The 22179-nt window shown below is 65.3% G+C and carries 21 protein-coding genes; 12 read left to right on the top strand and 9 right to left on the bottom strand.

What is annotated here, in order from left to right:
* Nucleotides 1-137 precede the first annotated feature (137 nt).
* Nucleotides 138-1346 (bottom strand): saccharopine dehydrogenase family protein, encoded by a 1209-nt coding sequence (locus EBMC1_RS08670; RefSeq protein ID WP_003043686.1) that lies wholly within the window; start codon nt 1344-1346, stop codon nt 138-140.
* Nucleotides 1347-1413: 67 nt separating this feature from the next.
* Between EBMC1_RS08670 and EBMC1_RS08665 the strand changes: the two genes are divergently transcribed.
* The 5 genes from EBMC1_RS08665 to EBMC1_RS08645 all read left to right on the top strand — a co-directional run bounded on the left by EBMC1_RS08665 (nt 1414) and on the right by EBMC1_RS08645 (nt 5581).
* Nucleotides 1414-2403 (top strand): threonine ammonia-lyase, encoded by a 990-nt coding sequence (locus tag EBMC1_RS08665; RefSeq protein WP_003043684.1) that lies wholly within the window; start codon nt 1414-1416, stop codon nt 2401-2403.
* 56 nt (nt 2404-2459) lie between these two features.
* Nucleotides 2460-2915, top strand: coding sequence for a hypothetical protein (locus EBMC1_RS08660; protein ID WP_003043682.1), 456 nt, complete (start codon nt 2460-2462; stop codon nt 2913-2915).
* Between the two features lie 159 nt (nt 2916-3074).
* On the top strand, nt 3075-4301 hold the full coding sequence (locus EBMC1_RS08655; RefSeq protein ID WP_003043681.1) for a DUF3419 family protein: 1227 nt from the start codon (nt 3075-3077) through the stop codon (nt 4299-4301).
* Entirely contained in the window at nt 4298-4939 is a 642-nt protein-coding gene (locus EBMC1_RS08650) for a class I SAM-dependent methyltransferase (RefSeq protein ID WP_040589957.1), read from the top strand. The genes EBMC1_RS08655 and EBMC1_RS08650 overlap by 4 nt, the downstream gene beginning before the upstream one ends.
* Nucleotides 4940-4981: 42 nt before the next feature.
* Nucleotides 4982-5581: a GNAT family N-acetyltransferase gene (locus EBMC1_RS08645; protein WP_003043675.1), complete on the top strand. Its 600-nt coding sequence runs from the start codon at nt 4982-4984 to the stop codon at nt 5579-5581.
* Here EBMC1_RS08645 and EBMC1_RS08640 read toward each other — a convergent pair.
* From EBMC1_RS08640 to murI, 4 genes are all read right to left on the bottom strand, one after another.
* A complete protein-coding gene (locus tag EBMC1_RS08640; protein ID WP_003043673.1) occupies nt 5578-6288 on the bottom strand; it encodes an NAD(P)H-dependent oxidoreductase in 711 nt (236 codons plus the stop codon). The two genes, EBMC1_RS08645 and EBMC1_RS08640, sit on opposite strands and share 4 nt — an antisense overlap.
* 56 nt (nt 6289-6344) lie before the next feature.
* Nucleotides 6345-7034 (bottom strand): nitroreductase family protein, encoded by a 690-nt coding sequence (locus tag EBMC1_RS08635; RefSeq protein WP_003043671.1) that lies wholly within the window; start codon nt 7032-7034, stop codon nt 6345-6347.
* Nucleotides 7031-8251 carry a 5-aminolevulinate synthase gene (hemA, locus tag EBMC1_RS08630; protein ID WP_003043669.1) on the bottom strand — a complete coding sequence of 407 codons (1221 nt, stop codon included), beginning with the start codon at nt 8249-8251 and terminating at the stop codon, nt 7031-7033. The genes EBMC1_RS08635 and hemA overlap by 4 nt, the downstream gene beginning before the upstream one ends.
* Nucleotides 8252-8358: 107 nt before the next feature.
* Entirely contained in the window at nt 8359-9165 is an 807-nt protein-coding gene (gene murI, locus EBMC1_RS08625; protein WP_003043668.1) for a glutamate racemase, read from the bottom strand.
* A gap of 126 nt (nt 9166-9291) precedes the next feature.
* On the opposite strand from murI, the gene plsY reads away from it, so the two are divergent.
* The 6 genes from plsY to EBMC1_RS08595 all read left to right on the top strand — a co-directional run bounded on the left by plsY (nt 9292) and on the right by EBMC1_RS08595 (nt 17598).
* Entirely contained in the window at nt 9292-9894 is a 603-nt protein-coding gene (gene plsY, locus EBMC1_RS08620; RefSeq protein ID WP_003043667.1) for a glycerol-3-phosphate 1-O-acyltransferase PlsY, read from the top strand.
* Complete coding sequence (gene dprA, locus EBMC1_RS08615; RefSeq protein WP_003043666.1) at nt 9891-10976, top strand: DNA-processing protein DprA; 1086 nt, start codon at nt 9891-9893, stop codon at nt 10974-10976. The genes plsY and dprA overlap by 4 nt, the downstream gene beginning before the upstream one ends.
* A gap of 89 nt (nt 10977-11065) precedes the next feature.
* Nucleotides 11066-12634: a vWA domain-containing protein gene (locus EBMC1_RS08610; protein ID WP_156001081.1), complete on the top strand. Its 1569-nt coding sequence runs from the start codon at nt 11066-11068 to the stop codon at nt 12632-12634.
* Between the two features lie 128 nt (nt 12635-12762).
* A complete protein-coding gene (locus EBMC1_RS08605; protein WP_003043664.1) occupies nt 12763-13755 on the top strand; it encodes a hypothetical protein in 993 nt (330 codons plus the stop codon).
* Between the two features lie 102 nt (nt 13756-13857).
* Nucleotides 13858-16407 carry a type I DNA topoisomerase gene (topA, locus tag EBMC1_RS08600; RefSeq protein WP_003043663.1) on the top strand — a complete coding sequence of 850 codons (2550 nt, stop codon included), beginning with the start codon at nt 13858-13860 and terminating at the stop codon, nt 16405-16407.
* 72 nt (nt 16408-16479) lie between these two features.
* The gene (locus EBMC1_RS08595) at nt 16480-17598 is read left to right on the top strand and encodes an alpha/beta fold hydrolase (protein ID WP_003043661.1); all 1119 of its coding nucleotides are present in this window, start codon (nt 16480-16482) and stop codon (nt 17596-17598) included.
* Nucleotides 17599-17606: 8 nt separating this feature from the next.
* Here the strand turns inward: EBMC1_RS08595 and EBMC1_RS08590 are convergent, their stop codons facing one another.
* Genes EBMC1_RS08590 through lepB form a run of 4 tightly spaced genes read right to left on the bottom strand, consistent with a single transcriptional unit; the run spans nt 17607 to nt 20405 of the window.
* Nucleotides 17607-17948 carry a hypothetical protein gene (locus EBMC1_RS08590; protein WP_003043658.1) on the bottom strand — a complete coding sequence of 114 codons (342 nt, stop codon included), beginning with the start codon at nt 17946-17948 and terminating at the stop codon, nt 17607-17609.
* Nucleotides 17949-17956: 8 nt separating this feature from the next.
* Entirely contained in the window at nt 17957-18850 is an 894-nt protein-coding gene (gene era / locus EBMC1_RS08585; protein WP_003043656.1) for a GTPase Era, read from the bottom strand.
* Entirely contained in the window at nt 18847-19530 is a 684-nt protein-coding gene (gene rnc / locus EBMC1_RS08580) for a ribonuclease III (RefSeq protein WP_003043654.1), read from the bottom strand. Before rnc ends, era begins: the two co-directional genes overlap by 4 nt.
* Nucleotides 19527-20405 carry a signal peptidase I gene (lepB, locus tag EBMC1_RS08575; RefSeq protein ID WP_003043651.1) on the bottom strand — a complete coding sequence of 293 codons (879 nt, stop codon included), beginning with the start codon at nt 20403-20405 and terminating at the stop codon, nt 19527-19529. The genes rnc and lepB overlap by 4 nt, the downstream gene beginning before the upstream one ends.
* Before the next feature lie 205 nt (nt 20406-20610).
* On the opposite strand from lepB, the gene pgi reads away from it, so the two are divergent.
* Nucleotides 20611-22116 (top strand): glucose-6-phosphate isomerase, encoded by a 1506-nt coding sequence (gene pgi, locus EBMC1_RS08570; protein ID WP_003043648.1) that lies wholly within the window; start codon nt 20611-20613, stop codon nt 22114-22116.
* Nucleotides 22117-22179 lie beyond the last annotated feature (63 nt).

Here is a 22179-nt window from a genome sequence, read left to right as displayed (position 1 = left end):
CACAAATACCCCGTTCGCGCCGAGTTTTTCGAAGCACCGTTCCGTCTTTGCAACATTGAAAGAAGGAATGGTGCTTCGAAAAGCACAGCACGAACGGGTTTTATGTCGCCAGCGGTGGTTTCAGGCCCAGCCGCCGCTTAGAAATCCAGCGGGCCGTCGAGCTCCTTCACCTGCCACGGCAGACCGTGCTTCATCAGCATATCCATGAAAGGATCGGGGTCCATCTGTTCCATGTTGAACACGCCATTACCGGACCAGGTGCCGGTGACCATCATCGCCGCGCCAATCATCGCGGGCACGCCGGTCGTGTAGCTGACCGCCTGATTGCCGGTTTCGGCATAGGCGTCTTCATGGTCGCAGATATTGTAGAGATAGAGCGTTTTTTCCCTGCCGTCCTTGCCAAGACCGGTTGCGATGACGCCGATGTTGGTCTTGCCCTTCGTCGTCTCGCCCAGGCTCGACGGTTCGGGGAGAACGGCCTTCAGAAACTGCAGCGGGATGATTTCCTTGCCTTCATAGATCACCGGGTCGATCCGCGTCATGCCGACATTCTGCAGCACGGTCAGGTGCTGGATATAGGCATCGCCGAATGTCATCCAGAAACGGATGCGCTTGATCTCGGGCAGATGCGTTTTGAGGCTTTCGATTTCCTCGTGATACATGAGGTACATATTCTTCGGCCCGACCGCCTCGAAGTCGAATTGCTGCTTCACCGACATCGGCGGGGTTTCGACCCAGTCGCCATTTTCCCAGTGGCGCGCGACCGCGGTCACTTCGCGGATGTTGATCTCCGGATTGAAGTTGGTCGCGAAATGCTGACCATGGTCGCCGCCGTTGCAGTCGAGGATGTCGAGCGTGTCGATACGGTCGAAATGATGCTTTCGGAGCCAGGTCGTGAAGACGCTCGTGACGCCGGGGTCGAAGCCCGAGCCAAGCAGCGCCATCAGGCCGGCGTCCTTGAACCGGTCCTGATAGGCCCATTGCCAATGATATTCGAACTTCGCCTCGTCGCGCGGTTCATAGTTGGCGGTGTCGAGATAATGCGCGCCGGTCGACAGGCACGCCTCCATGATCGTGAGATCCTGATAGGGAAGGGCAAGGTTGACGACGTGCGTCGCACCCACCGAGCGGATGAGCGCTGCGGTCGCGTCGATATGGTCGGCGTCGACCTCGGCGGTCTTGATCGTCACGCCGGTGCGTTCCTTGACTGATTCCGCGATCGCATCGCATTTGAACTTGCGGCGGCTGGCGAGCGTGATGTCGGGAAAGATGTCGGGGTTCATCGCCATCTTGTGAACCGCAACCGATCCGACGCCACCGGCGCCGATCACCAGAACCTTGGTCATTCGAAAATCTCCTGTCGCGGCGATCATCGCCGCTTGTCTTGTATGCCGCGCCCTATAGGACGAAGCCATGACACAGCAAAGCCCCGATCCCTTGCTCAGCCCCGACCGTACGCCGACCCTCGCCGGAGTGGAACGCGCGGCGGTCAAAGTCGCTGCACTCCTGCCGCAAACGCCGCTCCTGCCGCTCGATGTTGGCGGGCGAACGATATGGTGCAAGGCCGAATGCCTGCAACCGGTCGGCGCGTTCAAGATTCGCGGCGCGTGGCACCGTCTGACCGACCTGACCCCCGATCAGGCGGCGGCGGGCGTGGTTGGCGTATCGAGCGGCAACCATGCCCAGGGTGTCGCCTGGGCGGCGAAGCGGCTGGGGATCAAGGCGACGATTGTGATGCCAAGCAACGCGCCGCAGATGAAGCTCGCGGCAACGCGCGCGCTCGGCGCGGACGTCGTGCTTTATGACCGCGTTACCGAATCGCGCGATGCGGTCGCCGCCAATTTGCTCGACGAGCGCGGCGGCACGCTCGTCCATGCCTATGGCGACCCGTGGATCATCGAAGGGCAGGGGAGCATGGGGATCGAGGCGCGCGCTCAGCTGGCCGCGCGCGGCATTGTGGGGCCGGACAAGGTCGTCGCCTGCTGCGGCGGCGGCGGCTTGTCGGCGGGACTGGCGCTCGCCTGTCCCGATGCCGAGATCGTCGCGGTCGAACCCGAAGGATGGGACGATGTAACCCGTAGCCTCGCCGCCGGCGAAATCTTGTCGGTAGAGGATCTGGCAGCGCCGACCGAATGCGACGCTTTGCAGACGCCGCAGACCTGGCCGATCAATTTCGCGGTGCTGCAGGCCCGGGGCGTGCGCGGCGTGGTCGTGACGCGCGACGAGGTGCGTCACGCGATGCGCGTCGCGTTCGAAAAGCTTCATCTTGTCGTCGAACCCGGCGGCGCGGCGGCGCTGGCGGCGATCCTTGCGGGGAAGGTCGAGCCGGGCGAGGCGACGCTGGTGACCCTGTCGGGCGGCAATGTCGATCCGCAAAAATATGCCGAGATCATTGCCGGCTGAGCCATCAAGGATATTTGTCGGCGCTGGCGCGTTTACGAAGGCGAAGGAGACGCAAGATGACGAAGACCATGGTTTTGGCAGCCGCTGCAGCGATGGCGTTGCTTGCCGGTTGTCAAAAGGCCGAAGCGCCCGCACCGGCGAAGACCGAAACGACCGAGGTTCCGGTCGAAACCGCAATGCCGGCCGACGCTGCCGACACCGCGTCTGAGGGCGATCCCGCGACCGCGCCGCACCGCTTTGCCAGCTGGGCCGGCAAATGGACCGGGGTCGAGGGCATGTATGTCACCATCACCCCGACCGAACCCGAGCATTACAAGCTGGAGATGCAATCCGATCTCGACACCAAGGGCACATATGACGGCTGGGACAGCGAGCATGGCATCAAGTTCAAGCGCGGCGGCGAGGAACTGAGCCTGCATCGCGGCAATGGCGACGATACCGGCCTGAAATATCTGGCGGGCAAGAAGGAATGCCTGATCGTCAAGAGCGGAGAGGGCTATTGCCGCGACTAGTTGGCCTCCATCCCGGCAGCCCGGCCCCTGCCGGGATGTCGGGATAGGATCATAATTTTCGTCCGTGTCGCCGATTTGTCATCGAACCGACGCGGGAATCGCAACATAGGCTGTCATGCGCGGCCCCGGATACATCGCTTTTCCGGGAGACCATGACCCATGGCCAGCCAAGCAAATCGCAAGATCGCCACCGCCGTCGTCCGCGAGGATGCGGACCAGAAACAGCGATTGCTCGACCGCGCCTTTGCGCTTGCCTTCAAGGGCCTTGTCTATGCCCAGATATGGGAAGACCCGGTGGTCGACATGGAGGCGCTTGCGATCGAACCGGGCAACCGGATCGCGACGATCGCAAGCGGCGGCTGTAACGTCTTCTCCTATCTCACCGCCGACCCCGGCGAGATCGTCGCGGTCGATCTCAACACCGCGCATGTCGCGCTCAATCATCTGAAACGCACCGCGATCGAGCGCTTGCCCGATCATGCCAGTCTTCGCCGTTTTTTCGGCGATGCCGACAGCAAGGCGAATATTGCCGACTACCAACATTATATCGCGCCGCATCTCGACGCGGTCAGCCGGGCTTATTGGGAGGGGCGCGATCTTGCGGGACGGCGCCGGATCGGGGGCTTCGCACGCGGGGTCTATCGGCGCGGCCTGCTCGGCAGCTTCATCGGCCTTGCGCATCTGGCGGCGCGCCTGAACGGCGTCGATCCGCGTGTGCTGCTGACCGCGAAGAGTGTCGCAGAACAGCGGGCGATCTTCGACGCGAAATTCGCGCCCTTTTTCGACCGCGGCTTCATTCGCTGGGTCACCGCACAGCGGTCATCGCTTTTCGGACTCGGCATTCCGCCGGCGCAATATGATGCCCTGGCCGGCGGCGAGCCGATGGCCGATGTCCTGCGCGCGCGGCTCGAAAAGCTCGCCTGCGATTTCCCGCTCGCCGATAATTATTTCGCCTGGCAGGCGTTCGGGCGCGGCTACGGCAAGGATGATAGGGCGCCGCTGCCGCCCTATCTTCAGCGCCATCATTATGACGCGGTCAAGGCGCGCGCCGGTCGCGTGCGGATGCTCCACGCGAATATGACCGACATGCTGGCGGCATCGGACGCCGCGAGCTTCGATCGTTATATCTTCCTCGACGCGCAGGACTGGATGAGCGACGCGCAGCTTGCCGCGTTATGGACCGAGGTCACGCGCACCGCGCGGCCGGGCGCGCGCGTGCTGTTCCGCACCGCGGCCGAACCCAGCCTCCTGCCGGGGCGCCTGCCCGACGATCTGCTGCGCCGCTGGGACTATCGGGCCGAGGATTCAGCCGGCTTCACGTGCCGCGACCGCTCGGCGATATATGGCGGCGTGCATCTCTATGTGCTTCAGGGCGCTGGCATATGAGCAGCCATGGGGCGTTGATGGACCGCGTCTACCGCGGTCAGCGCCACATCTATGATGCTACGCGCAAATATTATCTGCTCGGCCGCGACGCGCTGATCGCCGATCTGGCGCCGCCGGCGGGCGGCAGTGTGCTCGAGATCGGTTGCGGGACGGGCCGCAATCTGATCGCCGTCGGACGGGCATGGCCCGAGGCGCAGCTGTTCGGGATCGATATATCGGCGGCCATGCTGGAAAAGGCCGAAGCATCGCTTGCAAAAGCCGGGATTGCTGCATCGCTCGTTCGGGGCGACGCGTGCGATTTCGACCCGGTGGCGCTGTTCGGCCGCCCCGCTTTCGACCGCGTTTTCATCAGCTATGCGCTTTCGATGATCCCTGATTGGCGGAGGGCGCTGGCGCAAGCGGCGCGCTGCGTCGCGCCCGGCGGGCGGCTCGAAATCGTCGATTTCGGCCAGCAGGACGAATTGCCCGGCCTGTGGCGCCGATTGCTGTTCGGCTGGCTGTCGCATTTCCATGTCGCGCCGCGCGCCGATCTGCCGATCGCGATCGCGAGCCTGGCGGGGGAGGCCGACGCCGCGCGGGTGACTTGCGATCGGCTCTATCGTGGCTATGCGATCCGCGCGGGCCTCGCGCGGCGCTGAAAAGCTGCTATCCCCATGCGCGCAACAGGGGGAGAGTGGGTGATGGAACAGGCGATCGTGACGGCGCGGCCCGGCGATGCAGCGGTTGTGGGCGAAACGCTGGCACAGGCGTTCCAGACCGATCCCGCCTTGTCGTGGATATTGCCCGACCCCGTCCATCGCGCGCGGGCCTTGCGCGGACTGTTCCGCACGCTCGTCCCCGCAGATATGCGCGCGGGCGTAGCGCTGCGATCGCATGCCGGCGAAGCCGCTGCCCTGTGGCGTGGGCCGGGGCGGGCGCACAGCGGCGGGCTTGAGTTTCTGCGCACCGTGCTGCCACTCATCGCAACCTTCGGCACGGCGCTCCCGCGCGGGCTGAAAGTACAGGGCAGCATCGACGCGCACCGGCCCAAAGGGCGCTTCTGGTATCTCCATTATGTCGGCGTGCGCCCCGATCATCAGGGAAAGGGGCACGGCGGGCGGATCATCCGGGCGCAGACGGCGGTGGCCGATGCCGATGGCCTTCCTTGCTGGCTGGAAACGGCGACGCCCGAAAATGTGCCGCTATACGAGCGGCTTGGCTTCGTGATCGAGGCCGAATGGGACGTTGCGGGCGGCGGTCCCCATTTCTGGGGCATGATGCGGCAACCGGTCCTGCCCTAGGCCTGGCGTCGGACGAAATTTTCATAGTCGGCGGCGTGTATGACAGGGAGTGTCGGCGCCGACGCGAGGTTCATCAGTCGCAACCGATACTGGGCCAGCGTCGCCGCGCGCTGAAGCTCGGTCATTCGCGATGGACCGTAAACGATAAATGGTTCGATCACCTGAAAACCGGTGAACCGCAAAATTCCGTGATGGATCGGATAGAGTATGGGATCGATCGGACCGTAGAGCCCGACATCGGAATAGGGTGCCGCCCCGCCGCCGGTCGTAACCGACAGCATCGCTCGCCGCGGCGCCAGGCGCCCTTGGTCAAGCCATTTGCCACCGCCATAGGCGACGCCCACGGCGAACACGCGGTCGATCCACCCTTTCATGATTGCGGGCATTCCCAGCCACCAGATGGGGAATTGAAAGATCACCGTGTCCGCCCACAGCAATTTGTCCATCTCTGCGCGCAGGTCGCTTGAAAAACTGCCGGCGGACGCGGCGAAACGCTCTTCGGCCTGCTGATCGTATCGCTCCGGATCGGCGCGTATCGTGAAATTGCGTCGATCCGATACCGGATCCCACTCCATGGCATAGAGGTCGGACACGATCAGTTCGTGACCGATCGTCGGCAACACTGCGCGGGCGCTATCGGTTAGCGCGCCGCTGAAGCTGCGGGGTTCAGGGTGGGCGTGGACGATCAGGATGCGCATGGCCGTCATTCGGCGCCTGCGGCTCCAACGTTACAGAGGGCTCTCGAAAGGCGGGACGCTTGCGATCAGTCGTCGAAGCCGACGAAGCGCACCGCCTCGTCAACGGTTTTGCGGTTCGATACCACGGCGTTGGCGGGAAACGCCTCGTCGGGCCAGCCCATGGCGACGCAGATCATGATGACCTGATCGTCGGGGATTTGCGCATGTTCGCGTACGACCGGGCTTTGCATGATGCCCTGGCTGTTGATGACGCACCCCAGCCCGCGCGACCAGGCGGCATTGACCAGCGCATTGGTCACCGCCCCGCAATCGAAAGGCGCGATATCGCTGCCGAGCAGCACCCGGTCATAGGTTACGACGATGCTGACCGGCGCGTCGAACTGGCGAAAGCCGCGCAGCACCCAATCCTGCCGCGCATCCTTGTCGTCGCGCGCAATGCCCATCGCCCCGAAGAGCTGCTTCGCGATTTCGATCTGCCGGAAGCGATGCTCCTCGGCGATGCCGTCGAAACGGCGAAACTCGCGGCTGTCGGGCTTGCCGGCGAGAATGCCGTCGGTGTTGCCCTGGCGGATGGCGGCGAGCGCATCGCCGGTGACGACCGAGAAATTCCAGCACTGGTTGTTGAATGACGAAGGCGCGCGCATCGCGACGCCGATGATTTCGGCGATCAGTTCGCGCGGAACGGGCTTGTCGAGGAAGCCGCGGATCGAGCGGCGGCCGCGAACGACCGCATCATACGCTTCGGCTTCAGTCACGCGGCGATTTTGAATTCGAGTTCGAGCCGGCCCCAGATTTCGACCAGCGCCTGCGTCAGCTCGCGCATCATCGCTTCGTCATGCGCCGGGCCGGGCGTGAAGCGCAGCCGTTCGGTGCCGCGCGGCACGGTCGGGAAATTGATCGGCTGAACATAGACGCCATATTCGGCGAGCAATATGTCGCTGATCTTCTTGGCGCGCACCGGATCGCCGACCATCAGCGGGACGATGTGCGTCACCGAATCCATGACGGGCAGGCCGGCATCGCGGAAACATTGCTTGAGGTAAGCGGCGGCGGCCTGCTGCGCATCGCGTTCCTCGCTCGACCCCTTGAGGTGGCGGACGCTGGCGAGCACGCCTGCAACGAGCACCGGCGACAGGCTGGTCGTGAAGATGAAGCCCGGCGCATAGCTACGGATCACGTCGACGATATTCTTGTCGGCAGCGATATAGCCGCCCATCACGCCGAATGCCTTGCCCAGCGTGCCTTCGATGATGGTTACGCGGTGCGCGGCTTCGTCGCGTTCGGTGATACCGCCGCCGCGCGGGCCGTACATGCCGACTGCATGGACCTCGTCGCAATAGGTGAGGGCATTATATTTGTCGGCGAGGTCGCAGATCGCGTGGATCGGGGCGACGTCGCCGTCCATCGAATAGACGCCCTCGAACGCGATCAGCTTCGCCGCGTCGGGATCGTCGGCGGCCAGCAGTTCTTCGAGATGCGCAAGGTCATTATGGCGCCAAACGCGCTTTTCGCAGCCCGAGTTGCGGATACCTGCGATCATCGAGGCGTGATTGAGTTCGTCCGAATAGATGATGCAGTTCGGGAGCAGCTTGCCAAGCGTGCCGAGCGTCGCTTCGTTCGAGATATAGCCCGAGGTGAAGAGCAGGGCGCCTTCCTTGCCGTGCAAATCGGCAAGTTCGGCCTCCAGGTCGATGTGATAGTGGGTGTTGCCGCCGATGTTGCGCGTGCCGCCCGATCCGGCGCCGACGTCGTGCAGCGCTTCTTCCATCGCGGCGATGACCTTCGGATGCTGGCCCATGGCGAGATAGTCGTTCGAACACCAGACGGTGATCGGCTTCGGCCCGTTATGCCCGGCAAAGCAGCGCGCATTGGGGAAGGCCCCCTTGTTGCGCAGAATGTCGATAAAGACGCGGTAACGGCCTTCTTCGTGAAGGCGGTCGATGGCCCGGGCGAAAATATCGTCGTAGTTCACTTGCATGCCCCGCAGTTTCGGGTGCGCGGCCCCCGCCGGCGCGATAACCGGGCGGCAATACGCGCGATTTTCCGTGAAATCCAGTGCGAACGATTCGCAGAATTGGGTCAAATTGTCTCAATTCGCCCGATGCCATACGGCGTCAGCGCGGCCAGCGGCGGGGGCGGGCGATCGTCGCTGCGCGTGAAGACCGCAATGCCGGGCGCTGCCGTATGGGGCCACGCCTGCCCTTCGGTAAGGTGCGCGATCCGCCGCGCAATCCCCGCGGCGCCGTCGATCAGCGTGACGCCGGGGCCGGCCGCTGCCTGCAATTCGTCCTGCAGCAGCGGGAAGTGGGTACAGGCCAGGACGATGACGTCGATGGCATCGCCGCCCGCCTGATCGGTCAGCCCGGCGAGCGCGCGTGCAATCGTGGCGGGATCGACCGGTGCGCCGCGCAGCTTTCCCTCCGCAGCGGTGACGAGTTCGGGGCTGCCGTGGCGAAGCACGGTCTTGTCGCGCGCGAATTTGGCGCTGAGGTCATCGACATAGGGCTGCCGCACCGTCGCCTCGGTCCCCAGCACGCCGATCACGCCGCTGCGCGTCAGTTCAGATGCGGGCTTGATCGCGGGCACGGTTCCCACGATCGGCAGGTCGAGCGCCGCGCGAACATGCGCTAGCGCGATGGTCGATGCCGTGTTGCAGGCGATGACGGCGAGCCGGGGATGGTAGCGTTCGACCAGCCGGCCGAGCAGCGCCGGCACACGCGCCGCGAGTTCGGCATCGCTTTTCTTGCCATAGGGCAGGCCGGCATAGTCGGCGGCATAGACGATCGGCGCCGTCGGCAGCAGCGCGCGCGTCGGCCCGAGGACGGTCAGTCCGCCAAGGCCGCTGTCGAAAAAAAGAATGGGCGCGTCGGGCGCGGGAGTCTGCATGCGAGCCGGTTAGCATGCGCCCGCCCGGCGTCAATCCGGTCCGTTCCGGTACCCACATTCATCGAATCCATTGATTGCCCGCTGCAACATCGCCACAATATTCCCGAACCAACGCCCGGGAGCGCCATGACCATCTTTCTGTTGACCGCCGCCGGCTATCTGCTTGGCTCGATTCCGTTCGGCGTCCTGCTGACGCGCGCGTTCGGCGCCGGTGATCTGCGGCAGATCGGATCGGGCAATATCGGCGCGACCAACGTGCTGCGCACCGGGCGCAAGGGGCTCGCCGCGGCGACGCTGGTCCTCGACGGCGCAAAGGGGGCGGTCGCGGTGCTTCTCGCGCGTCATCTCGTTCCGCAGCTCGGCGATCATGCCGCGATGATCGCGGGGGCGGCGGCGATGATTGGCCATTGCTATCCGGTCTGGCTGAAGTTTCGCGGCGGCAAGGGGGTCGCGACATTGCTCGGCCTCGCGCTGGCGCTCGCCTGGCCGGTCGGGCTGGTGTTCGCGGCGGTGTGGCTGGGGACCGTGTTGCTGCTGCGCATTTCGTCGCTCGGCGGGATGGCGGGAGCGGTCGCGGCGCCGGTGGCGGCGCTTGCCTTCGGCTATCCGGTCTATGCGGTCGGCCTCGCCGGTCTGGCGGTGATCGTGCTGTGGCGCCACCGTGAGAATATCGCGCGGCTGCGCGCCGGAACCGAGCCGCGGGTTGGCGCAAAGAAGGGCGCTGCGTGACGCACGCCGAGCGGCTGGCGCGGATCCGGCTGATCCGCACGGCGCACGTCGGTCCGGTCAGCTGGCACCAGTTGATCCAGCGCTTCGGATCGGGCGAAGCGGCGCTTGCGGCGCTGCCCGAGCTCGCACTCCGTGGCGGCGGCGGCAAACCGCGCATCGCGCCTGCGGAGCTTGCCGAGCGCGAGATGGCGCGCGTCGCCGACATCGGGGCGCGGCATCTGTTCCATGACGAGCCCGATTATCCTGCGCTGCTGCGCGAGGCGGAAGGGGCGCCGCCAATCCTGATCGTGCGCGGCGACGCCGCCATGCTGCGCCGGCCGTGCGTCGCAATCGTCGGCGCGCGTAATGCCTCGGCGGTCGCCTGCCGCTTTGCGCGGCAGATGGCGAGCGATCTTGCCGCGCGCGACGTGACCGTGGTCAGCGGCCTTGCGCGCGGAGTCGATACCGCGGCGCATGTCGGCGCGCTCGGCGGTTCGACCGCGGCGGTCATTGCCAGCGGCATCGACATAGCCTTCCCGCCCGAGAATGCCGCCTTGCAGGACAAGATCGGCGCCGACCAGCTCCTCATTTCCGAACAGCCGCCCGGTACCGAGCCGCTCGCGCGGCATTTCCCGGCGCGCAACCGCATCATCGCGGGACTGGCGCACGGAACGCTGGTGATCGAGGCGGCGCCGAAGTCGGGATCGCTGATCACCGCCCGGCGCGCTGGCGACTATGGGCGCGAGGTGATGGCCGTGCCCGGCTCGCCGCTCGATCCGCGCGCGCAGGGATGCAATATGCTGATCCGCGAGGGCGCGACGCTGATCCAGTCGGTCGATGACGTGCTGGAAGCGCTCGGCCCGATCGACACGCGCATGGTGCGCGAACCTGTGCAGCAATATGCCCCCGTGCCGGTGCCGGAGCCGTCGGGCATGCAGGACCGCGACGTCGTGACCGGCCTGCTCGGCCCGACGCCGGTGGCGATCGACGAGATCGTTCGCCAGTCGGGACATCCTGCCGCGTCGGTGCAAATGGTCCTGCTCGAACTCGAACTGGCCGGGCGGCTGGCGCGCCATGCGGGGGCGCGGGTGTCGCTGCTTTAGAGTCCCCAACGGCTCGGCGCGGTTCAGCCACGGTTCAGCGGCGCGGCGACAGGCTGATGATATTGTATAACATGCCGGGGAGTTGGGTGATGCGGAACAGGTTTCTGACAGGTGTGACATTGACGGCGCTGCTGGCTTCCGGTCCGGCGCCCTTGCCGATTGTTGCGGCGCAAGCGGCGGCGCCGGGCTGGAATGGCGGCTTTTGCCGCAATGCCGAGCCGCTGCCGCAGCTCGATCCCGAAACGCGGCCGCGGCCCGTTCCGGCCACCGGCGGCAAGGGCGGTCGCTATGACAGTGTTGCGCCGGTGATGGCTGCGCCGCCGCCCCCGCCACCCCCTGCGCCGCCGCCGCCGCCGATTATGGCGCCGGTTGCCGAAGTGGCATCGCCGCCGGCGGGCGACGTCGTCGTCACCGGATCGCGCAGCGACGCCAGCGCCGGTGCGGCCGAGCCCGCCGCCATGGAAAAGGAATCGTCGGCCGATTTCGATCGCGCGCCGGGCGCCGTGATGCTTCCGCGTCCCTATCCGCAACCGCAGCCGCAGTCGGGCATCTTGACCGCCGGCGAACATGACGATCTGCTCAATCCGGAACTTTACGCCGCTTATGTCGGGCGCAGCAATCTGGGCCAGCAGATCCGCGACCTGCCGCGCGTCGATACGATGCGCGTGGTCACCGTGAAGGTGAACGATCGTAACGGGCAGCCCATTCCCTTCGCCGATGTCGTGGTGACGTGCAGCGACGGCAACAGCATCACCATGGCCACGCAGGCCGACGGCAGCGCGGTCTTCTTTCCGGGGCTCGACCGGTTGAGCGAACGCATCACGGTGTCGGCGCGCCAGGGCGGACGGACGATCGCCGACGCGCGTCCGGTGCTCGTCGCCGATGCGCCGGGCGGTCAGCTTGTCGGCCTGACCGCGAACCAGATGGCGGCGAAGGCGACCAAGCTCGACCTGATGCTGGTGATCGACACGACCGGCAGCATGGGCGACGAGATCCGCTATCTTCAGTCCGAACTGCGTTCGATCATCAATGCAATCACGACGCGGCACCGCGACCTCGACATTCGGGTGGGCTTTGTCTTCTACCGTGACCTCGGCGATGACTATGTGACACGCACTGTCGGCTTCGACCGCGATATCGGCCGCGCGCAGGGGGTGCTGGCACAGCAGGACGCGAACGGCGGTGGCGACTATCCCGAAGCGATGGACCAGGCGATGATCCGCGCGGTGGGGCAATCCTGGCGTCCCGATGCAGTCAAATCGCTGCTGCTCGTCGCCGATGCGCCGCCGCACGACGACAAGTTCGGGCGCACTTGGGCCGCCGCTGAGGCGGCGCGGGACAAGCGCATCCATATCACCCCGGTCGCCGCCTCCGGCGTTGCGGACGAGGCCGAATATGCGATGCGCGCGATGGCGGCGGCAACGCAGTCGCGCTACCTGTTCCTGACCGACGACAGCGGGGTGGGCAATCCGCACGCGCCGCCGGCGATCGACTGCTATCTCGTGACCCGGCTCGACGCGCTGGTGCGCCGGGTGATCGACAGCCAGATCAGCGGCCGCCGCATCGAACCCGACAAGGACGAGGTGATCCGCAGCGTGGGCGAATATGACGGCGGCAAATGCGTGCTTCCCGCCGACTTCAAATGGGACAGCAACTGACGCTCTGACGTCAGCCATTGACACGCCCTCGCATCTGACCGATGCGGGGGCCGTGGGTTGCTTCGATAAGCCTCTCTTCCTGGTCGGTAAGTCGCGGCCGGCGGGGTGGGGGGTCGGAGGGAAGACCCATGAAGAAATTGCTGTCGGCCGTCGCGCTTGTTGCGATGCTGGCCCAGTCGCCGGTCGTTTATGCCGGCGACAAGGAACCCGTCAAAATTTCCGGACCGGCAAATGCAAAGGGCGTGACGACCGTCGCGATCGGAGCGTTCAACGTCGGATTCATCTTTGAATCGGTCGATCAGACCAAGGCATCGGGCGGATTGATGGGCGCGTTCGGCGGGACGACCAAGGCGAAGAGCGAATTGGTCGGCGTGACGCCCGAAATGATGCAGAAGATAGCCGATGCCGCTTATGCCGATTTCGTCAGTCAGCTCGGTGCCAGCGGCTATACCGTCATACCCGCGGGCGACCTGTTCGGCCATGCGGCGCTCGCCAAGACCAAATCGCTGGAAACGCCGCTCGACATCAACATCGCACTCGAAAAGGGCAGCAAGGGCAAGGCGACCTATTTCAAGCCGAGCGAGCTTGCCTCGCAATTCATGCTGCCGGGCGATTTCACTGGATCGGGGATGAGCAGCATCGGCATCAACATGTCGGCGGGCCAAGCGAGCATGGCGCTGACCAACTATGCCAAGCAATCCGGCGTGGGGGTGATCGACGTCGTCTATCTGATCGACTTTTCGGATCAGAAGCGCCCCGGCTTTTTCAGCTTTGGCGGGCTTCAGGTAAACAGCGGGCTTTCGGTCGCCGCCGACTATTCGCGCATGACGCTGATCGCACCGTCGGGCAAGCAAACCGTCGTCACGGTGAAGGCGCCGGTCGGGGTAGAGGGCGACTTCATCGAAAAGAATGACGCGTCGAGCGGCACCGACAAGGCGCTGCAGTCGACCGCGAACGTCGCCGGCGGCCTTGCCGCGGTGGCGGGCCTTGGCGGGTTGCGCTTCGGCAAGACCCGCAAATTCGCCTTCACCGCCAAGCCCGGCGCCTACGAGGAGGGCGCGGCGAAGGCAGCGAGCCTGGCGAGCGAAATGATGGTGGCGCGCCTCGGCGCAATGCGTTGATCCCCGACGGCGGGCGCTCTATTTCCCCTCTTGACGGAAGGGAGCGGCGCCCGCCACCCTCGCGCGTACGTACGTAAGAGTTTTCGGGGAAACGAATTTTCGATGCAATTGGTGATTGTGGAATCGCCCGCCAAGGCGAAGACGATCGAGAAATATCTCGGCCGTGATTTCAAGGTGCTGGCCAGCTATGGCCACGTCCGCGACCTGCCGCCCAAGGACGGCTCGGTCGATCCGGATGACGGTTTTTCGATGGAGTGGCAGCTCTATCCGGACAAGGCGAAGCGGCTGAAGGATATTCAGGATGCCGCGAAGCAGGCCGACCGTCTGATTCTCGCGACCGACCCCGATCGCGAGGGCGAAGCGATCAGTTGGCACGTGCAGGAATTGCTACGCCAGAAAAAGGCGCTGCCGCAAAAGGTCGACCGCGTGACCTTCAACGCGATCACCAAGCAGGCGGTGACCGATGCGATGGCGCATCCGCGCGGTCTCGACGACGATCTGATCGACGCGTACCGCGCGCGCCGCGCGCTCGATTATCTCGTCGGTTTCACCCTGTCGCCAGTGCTGTGGCGCAAGCTGCCCGGCGCCAAATCGGCGGGCCGTGTCCAGTCGGTGGCGCTGCGCCTCGTCGTCGAACGCGAACGTGAAATAGAAGCCTTTGTTGCGCAGCAATATTGGTCGATCACCGGCCAGTTCGAAATGGACGGCACGCCGTTCAAGGCACGGCTCGCGCGCTGGCGCGGCGACAAGATCGAGCGTTTGACGATCACCAACGAGGCCGATGCGCGCGCCGCCGAAGCCGACGTGAAGGCGGGGCATTTCACCGTCGACAGCGTTGAAACCAAGCCGCTGACGCGAAATCCGCCGCCGCCCTTCACGACATCGACCCTGCAACAGGAAGCCGCGCGCAAGCTCGGGTTCTCGGCCAGCCACACGATGCGGGTTGCGCAGGATCTCTATGAGGACGGCGCGATTACCTACATGCGTACCGATGGCGTTCAGATGGACGGCAGCGCGATCAGCGCCGCGCGGCGGGCGATCGCCGACCGCTATGACGGGGGCTATGTTCCCGATCAGCCGCGCCAGTATCAGACCAAGGCGAAGAACGCGCAGGAAGCGCACGAGGCGATCCGTCCGACCGATTTCGGCAAGGACAAGGTCGGCGGCGGCGATCATGCGCGTCTCTACGATCTGATCTGGAAGCGTGCGCTGGCAAGCCAGATGGCCTCGGCGCGGCTCGAACGCACCAGCGTCGACCTGAGCGACGGAACAGGCAAGACGATGCTCCGCGCGACCGGGCAGGTCATCAAATTCCCGGGCTTCCTCGCGCTTTATGATGAGGGCCGCGACGACAGCAGCGAGGACGACGACGCGCGCCTGCTCCCCGCGATGGCGAAGGGCGATGCCCCAGCCAAGACGGGAGTCGAGGTCGAAGCGCACGAAACCCAGCCACCGCCGCGCTATTCGGAAGCGAGCCTGGTCAAGAAAATGGAGGAACTCGGCATCGGGCGCCCGTCGACCTATGCCTCGATCCTCCAGGTGCTCAAGGACCGCGCCTATGTGCGCGTCGAAAAGAACCGCTTCCTGCCCGAAGAGAGCGGGCGATTGCTCACCGCTTTCCTCGAACGCTTCTTCGGCCGCTATGTCGAATATGATTTCACCGCGGGGCTCGAAGAAGAGCTCGACGATGTGTCGGGCGGCCGCGCCCAGTGGCAGGCGGTGCTCGAACGCTTCTGGCGCGACTTCAAGCCGCGCACCGGCGAGGTGATGGAGCAGAAGCCGTCGGAAATCACCGCGGCACTCGACGAATTTCTCGGCCCCTATCTCTTCCCCGACAAGGGCGACGGCAGCGATCCGCGCGTCTGCCCGAATTGCGGCACCGGGCGGCTTGCGCTGCGCGGCGGAAAGTTCGGTCCGTTCATTGCGTGCAGCAATTATCCCGAGTGCAGGTTCACGCGCAAATTCGCGCAGCCGGGCGGCAGCGACGGCGCCGACACCGGCCCCGAAACGCTCGGCACCGATCCCGAAAGCGGGCTTGAGGTGACGAAGCGCAGCGGCCGGTTCGGACCGTACATTCAGCTTGGCGACGGCAAGGAGGCGAAGCGGTCGTCGATTCCGAAGGATATTCCGGGGGAGGATTTCGACCTCGACTATGCGCTCCGGCTCTTGAGCCTGCCGCGCGACGTCGGGATGCACCCCGAAACCGGCAAGCCGATCGTTGCGGGGCTGGGGCGCTATGGTCCCTATCTGCTCCATGACGGCAAATATGCGAAGCTGACGGGCACCGCGGAAATTTTCGACATCGGCATGAACGCGGCGGTGGCGCGTATCGCCGATGCGGCCAACGGCGGCGGCCGCGGGCGCGCCAAGGCCGAGCCATTGAAGACCTTCGGACCCCACCCGACGAGCGGCGGCGAGATGAAGCTGATGGCCGGACGCTTCGGACCTTATGTGACCGATGGCACGACCAACGCCACGCTGCCCAAGACGGTCGAGCCCGAGGCGCTGACCGTCGAGGAAGCCGTCGCCCTGATCGACGCCCGCGCCGCGAAGGGACCGGCAAAGGGCAAGAAGAAGGCGCCCGCGAAGAAAGCTGCCGCCAAAAAGCCCGCCGCCAAGAAGGCGCCAGCCAAAAAGAAAACGGCGGAATGACAAGGGCAACGCAGAAACAGGATCGCTGTTTTTCTGCGCTATGGTAGCATGGGCGCGTCGGGAGGAATTTCGATGCGCCACCTGCTCGCCCTGATCCTCGCTCTATTTTCGCTTCCGGCCACAGCGCAACAGGTCGGGACGCTGATCGCGGCTGATCCCGTAGCCGACCCGCCGGTCGCCATGCACGCTTGGCGCATCCGCTATTGGACGAGTGGCGGCGATGGCACCGTGCGCGAGGCGACGGGGATGGTTGTCGCGCCGAGCCAGGCCGCGCCGACCGCGTCGCGCCGCGTCATCGCCTGGACGCATGGCGCGTGGGGCGTGGCCGAACGCTGCGCGCCCTCGCTGAGCGCCAGTTTCTTCGCAGCCTCGGCGGGCGTCGAACCATCGGTCCGGGAAGGCTACGTCGTTGTCGCGCCAGACTATATCGGCCTCGGCAGCCCCACCATGCATCCGTTTCTGGTCGGTGAGGACACGGCGCGATCGGTCCTCGATGCGGTCCGTGCGGCGCAGGGCATAGCGGGGGCGGGGGCCGGAAAGCGCTTTGCGGTGTGGGGCGAATCGCAGGGCGGGCATGCCGCCCTGTGGACCGCGACCCGGGCTGGGGCCTACGCGCCCGACCTGACGCTTGTCGGCGCTGCGGCGGCCGCGCCGCCGACCGATCTCGCGGCCAATTTGCGGAGCGGCAGCGACAAGAACGCGCGGGCGCTGCTTCTCTCCTTTGCCTTGCATAGCTGGTCTTCGCTCTACGGCTTTTCGCTCGACCCGATCGCCAACCGGACAAATCAGGGGATCATTCACCGCCTGGCCGAGAATAATTGTGTCATCCTTGGAAAGAAGCCCAAGCTTGGAACGATATTGGGGATCGTGACGGTAGCCCGCGCGACGCGAAACAAGGACATCGGGCGGATCGAGCCTTGGGCTTCGTGGGTGCGGACCAACAGCGTCGATCCGGCGCGTGTGCCGGGACCGCTGCTGATCGCCCAGGGTGACAAGGACACGATCGTCGCGCCCGCCATCACGCGTGCCTTCGCGACCGGCTTATGCCGCAACCGTACCCGGCTGGAATGGATCGATATGCGCGGAACCGATCATGCCGACAGCGCCCGGGACAGTGCCGCAGAAACATTGGCGTGGATCGGGGATCGCTTTGCCGGTGCGCCGCCTCCCGACGACTGCGGGAAATTCTAGCGAGTGGGTCAGATCGCGCAGGGCGGATCGGCGGCGCGGAAGGCGTGCTGGGCGACGTCGTCGTGACGAACAAGGCGGATTTTCGATCCGCTATGGCAATGCGCGTTGGCGGGCAGCTCGACCGTCGTCTGCTGCAGGCTGTTGACGCGCACGACGGCCTGCTCCGGCTTGCCGGGCCGCGTTTCGATCCGCATGACTTCGCCGGCGACGAGATGGTCCTTGCCGCTGCTCGCGAAACGATCGCGCTCGATGACGAGCGCGATCAGCACCGCGATGAGCAGATAGGCCTGCCAATAGCGGAATATCGCTCGGAGCCGGTCGCCGGGGGTGTTGAAGGGGTCGTGCGCCATGTCGCCGCTCAATCGACCCAGTCGAGGCCCATGTCGCGATAGACGCCGCGATCCTCATCCCAATTTTCCTTGACCTTCACGTGCAGGAAAAGGTGGACCTTGCGGCCCATCAGTTCGGCGAGCTCGGCGCGGGCCTTTGCGCCAATTTCCTTGATCCGGCTGCCACCCTTGCCGAGAACAATCGCGCGCTGGTTGTCGCGCGCGACAAAAATCTGCTGGTGGATTTCGGCACTGCCGTCGGGACGGGTCTTGAGCAACTCGGTTTCGACCGTCGACTGATAGGGCAATTCCTCATGGAGCTGGCGATAGAGCTGCTCGCGCGTGATTTCGGCCGCGAGCATCCGCTCGGGTGCGTCGCTAACTTCATCCTCGGGGAAATGCCACGGTCCTTCGGGCATCAGCGCGGCAAGGTGCGCCTTGAGCTCGGGCACGCCGTCGCCGCTGCTCGCCGCGATGAAGAAGGTTTCGTCGAAGGCGAGCCGGGCGTTCAGCTCGGTCGCGATGGTGAGCAGCTTGTCCTTCTTGGTCAGATCGACCTTGTTCAGCACCAGATATTTCTTCTCGGGCCGGTTCGCGACTCCTTCCAGCACGCGTTCGACGCGGCCCGTCAGCTTGGCCGCGGCGTCAACCATGACAAGGATGGCTTCGGCTTCCTCCAGGCTGCCCCACGCCGCGGCGACCATCGCGCGGTCGAGCCGGCGGGTGGGCGCGAAGATGCCCGGCGTGTCGATCAGGATGATCTGCGTGTCGCCGTCCATCGCGACGCCCATCAGGCGGGTGCGCGTCGTCTGCGCCTTGGGGCTGACGATGGCGACCTTTTGGCCGACAAGGGCGTTGACGAGAGTCGATTTGCCGGCGTTCGGTGCGCCGACGACCGCCACGAAACCGCAGCGCTGGGTCATTTTACGTCTTCCTGGGTCAAGATTTCGAGCAGGGCGGTTGCGGCCGCCTTCTCGGCAGCCTGCTTCGAGGGGCCGTCGCCTTCGGCCTCGGCGAGCTTGCCGATCGCGACGGCGACGCGGAAGCGCGGCGCGTGGTCGGGGCCGTCGCGGCGGACGAGGCGATATTCGGGGGGCTTGCGCTTGCGCGCGAGCGCCCATTCCTGGAGCGCCGCCTTGGGATGTTTGGGCGCGGCGACCTGGCCTTCGATCATGCTCCCCCAATTGCGGACGATGAATGCCCGCGCGGCGTCCTGGCCAAGGTCGAGCCACAGCGCGCCGATCAGCGCCTCGAGCACATCGGCGGCGATATTGTCGCTATGCCGCCCGCCGTCACCGATCGCCTGCGCGCCGAACCGGACATGCGCGGTAAGGTCGAGCGCCTGCGCGATCCGCGCGCAGGTTTCGCCAGACGCGAGCGCGTGCAGCCGCGACGACAATTCGCCCTCCGCAGCCTTCGGAAAGCGGGCGAACAATTCGGACGCAATGACGAGCCCGAGCACGCGGTCGCCCAGAAATTCCAGCCGCTGATAATCGCCCGCACCGCTGCTGCCGTGGGTCAGCGCCTCGCGGTAGAGGCCAAGGTCGCGGGGCGTTGCGCCGGTAATGGCAGCAAGCGTTTCCGCTGAGACGCCTTCGTTCAAAAGCCTTCCCCGGCGCGGTTCCAGCGAGCCGCGGTGAACCAGCTGATCGGGTTGATCCAGCTTGCCGACCCGTCGGTGGAGAACATCGTCACCAGCGCATGTCCGACAAGATTTTCCTCGGGCACCAGGCCGATGCCTTGACCCTCGACGGCGGGGAAGCGGCTGTCGGCGCTGCGGTCGCGATTATCGCCCATCAGGAACAGATGGCCGGCGGGCACCGTCACGGGCGCTGTATTATCCTCGGGGATCGAGGTAATATCGAGGATCGCGTAGCTCTTGCCGCTGGGCAGCGTTTCCTTGAAGCGCTTGTAGCGGCACTGACGCTGGCCGTTCGCGCCGATCTCTTCGAACTCCGGCGAATAGCAGGGGAGGGTGCCGTTGGCGCGCGACGCGTCGATCATGTTCTGCGTCACCGGAATGACGAAATCGGCCATCGGTTCGCGCTTCAGCGGCTTGCCGTTCAGCCAGACGATGCCATCCTTCACCTGGATCGTGTCGCCGGGCAGGCCGATCACGCGCTTGATATAGTCGTTGTCGTTGACCGGCGGCGCCTTGAACACGACAACGTCGCCGCGATCGGGCGTACGCGCGAAAATGCGGCCGGGGATCAGCGGCACGCTGAACGGCAGGCTGTATTTCGAATAGCCGTAAGCCATCTTGTTCACGAGCAGATAGTCGCCGATCAGCAGGCGCGGCTGCATCGATTCCGACGGAATGTTGAAGGGCGACAGAAAGAAGCTGCGAAAGATCAGCACCGCGATCGCGAGCAGCGCGAGAAAGCGGATCGTGTCGACCGCTTCTTCCTTGGCGGAAACGGGCGCGGGTTCGGGTGTCGCGGGGGCGGGCTTTTCGGCGGGTATGCTGGCATCGGTCATGGGGGCGCATTGACGGTGAATAGGTCTGCGCGTCAAGCAAATATCGGCGGATGACGCTGGCGCGCAGGCGGTGGCCCGCTTATGAAACGGACGAACATCGCCATCCCCGTTCGCGTCGAGCGAAGTCGAGATGCCCATCGGTCGTTCGCGCCTTGGGGTGTCTCGACTTCGCTCGACACGAACGGACCTTAGAAGGAAGTTTTCGATGACCACCTCCTCCGAAGCGTGGCAGGCGCTCTCCGCGTGGCAACCGCAAACGATCGCCGACCTGATCGCCGCCGATCGGGAGGCGCGGCTTCAGATGCTCGTTCGCAACGTCGCTGACATTCGCTTCGACTTCGCAAAGACGCATCTCGATGGCGAGGCGCTGGCGATCCTTTCGACGCTTGCCGAAGCGCAGGATTTTGCCGGTCGCCGCAAGACGCTTTTCGCGGGCGGCATCGCCAATCCGACCGAAGGCCGTGCTGCAGAGCACAGCGCCGAGCGCGGCGAAGGGGCGCCCGAGTCGGTCCATGTCGCGCAGGCATTGCACCAGCGGATGCGCATGCTGATCGACGCGATCGAGGCCGATGCGTTCGGCGAAATCCGCCATTTGCTCCACATCGGCATCGGCGGCTCGGCGCTTGGCCCCGACCTGTTGATCGACGCGCTGGGGCGGCATGGCTCGCGCTACGACGTTGCTATCGTCTCGAACGTCGATGGGGCCGCGCTCGCCGAGGTCTTCGCCAAATTCGACCCGGCCTATACGCTCGTGGCGGTTGCGTCGAAAACCTTCACGACGACCGAGACGCTGCTCAACGCGGCCTCGGCGCTGCAATGGCTCGAGGAGGCGGGCGTCGATGATCCGGTCGGCCGTTTCATCGCGCTGACCGCCAATCCCGAACGCGCGGTCGAATGGGGTATCGACGAAACGCGCATCCTGCCGTTCAGCGAAACCGTTGGCGGGCGCTACTCGCTCTGGTCGTCGATCGGCTTTCCGGCGGCGCTGGCGCTCGGCTGGGATGCTTTTCAGGACATGCTCGAAGGCGCGGCGGAGATGGACCGCCATTTCCGGCTCGCCGACCGCGCCGACAATATCTGCCTGCTCGCCGCTTTCGCCGACCAGATTTACGCCAACCGGCTAGGCTGCCAGACGCGCGCTGTCTTTGCCTATGACGAACGCCTGCGGCTGCTGCCCGCCTATCTGCAACAGCTCGAAATGGAATCGAACGGCAAGCGGGTGACGCTCGACGGCGCGCCGCTCGCGCAGCAGAGCGCGCCGATTACTTGGGGCGGCGTTGGCACCGACGCGCAGCATGCGGTGTTCCAGCTTCTGCATCAGGGCACGCATCTGACCCCGGTCGAATTCGTCGTCGCCCGCGAACCCGATCATATCCTCGACGATGCGCACCACGAAACGCTGGTTGCCAACTGCATCGCACAAGGCGCGGCGCTGATGACCGGCCGTGCGAGCGAGGACGGCGCGCGCGCCTATCCCGGCAACCGCCCGTCGACGACGATCCTGCTCGAACAGGTGACGCCGCACAGTCTGGGCGCGCTAATCGCCTTCTACGAGCATCGCGTTTTCGCCAACGCCGTGCTGCTCGGCATCAATCCCTTCGATCAGTTCGGGGTCGAGCTGGGCAAGGAAATGGCGAAGGGGCTGGCCGAAGGTACGGTGCATTTCGATCCGGCGACCGAAGCGTTGATGCAGGCCGCGCTGGGGGACTAGGGTCAGAACCCGAAGCGATCACGCCGATCCAAATATTCGATTGGCAAGACGGCGCGGCGTAAC

Origin of the sequence: Sphingopyxis sp. MC1, from assembly GCF_000371385.1 — a bacterium.
Classification (GTDB): Bacteria; Pseudomonadota; Alphaproteobacteria; order Sphingomonadales; family Sphingomonadaceae; genus Sphingopyxis; species Sphingopyxis terrae.
The sequence above is the reverse complement of the archived record's forward strand: the minus strand, read 5'-3'. Positions and strand labels throughout refer to the sequence as shown.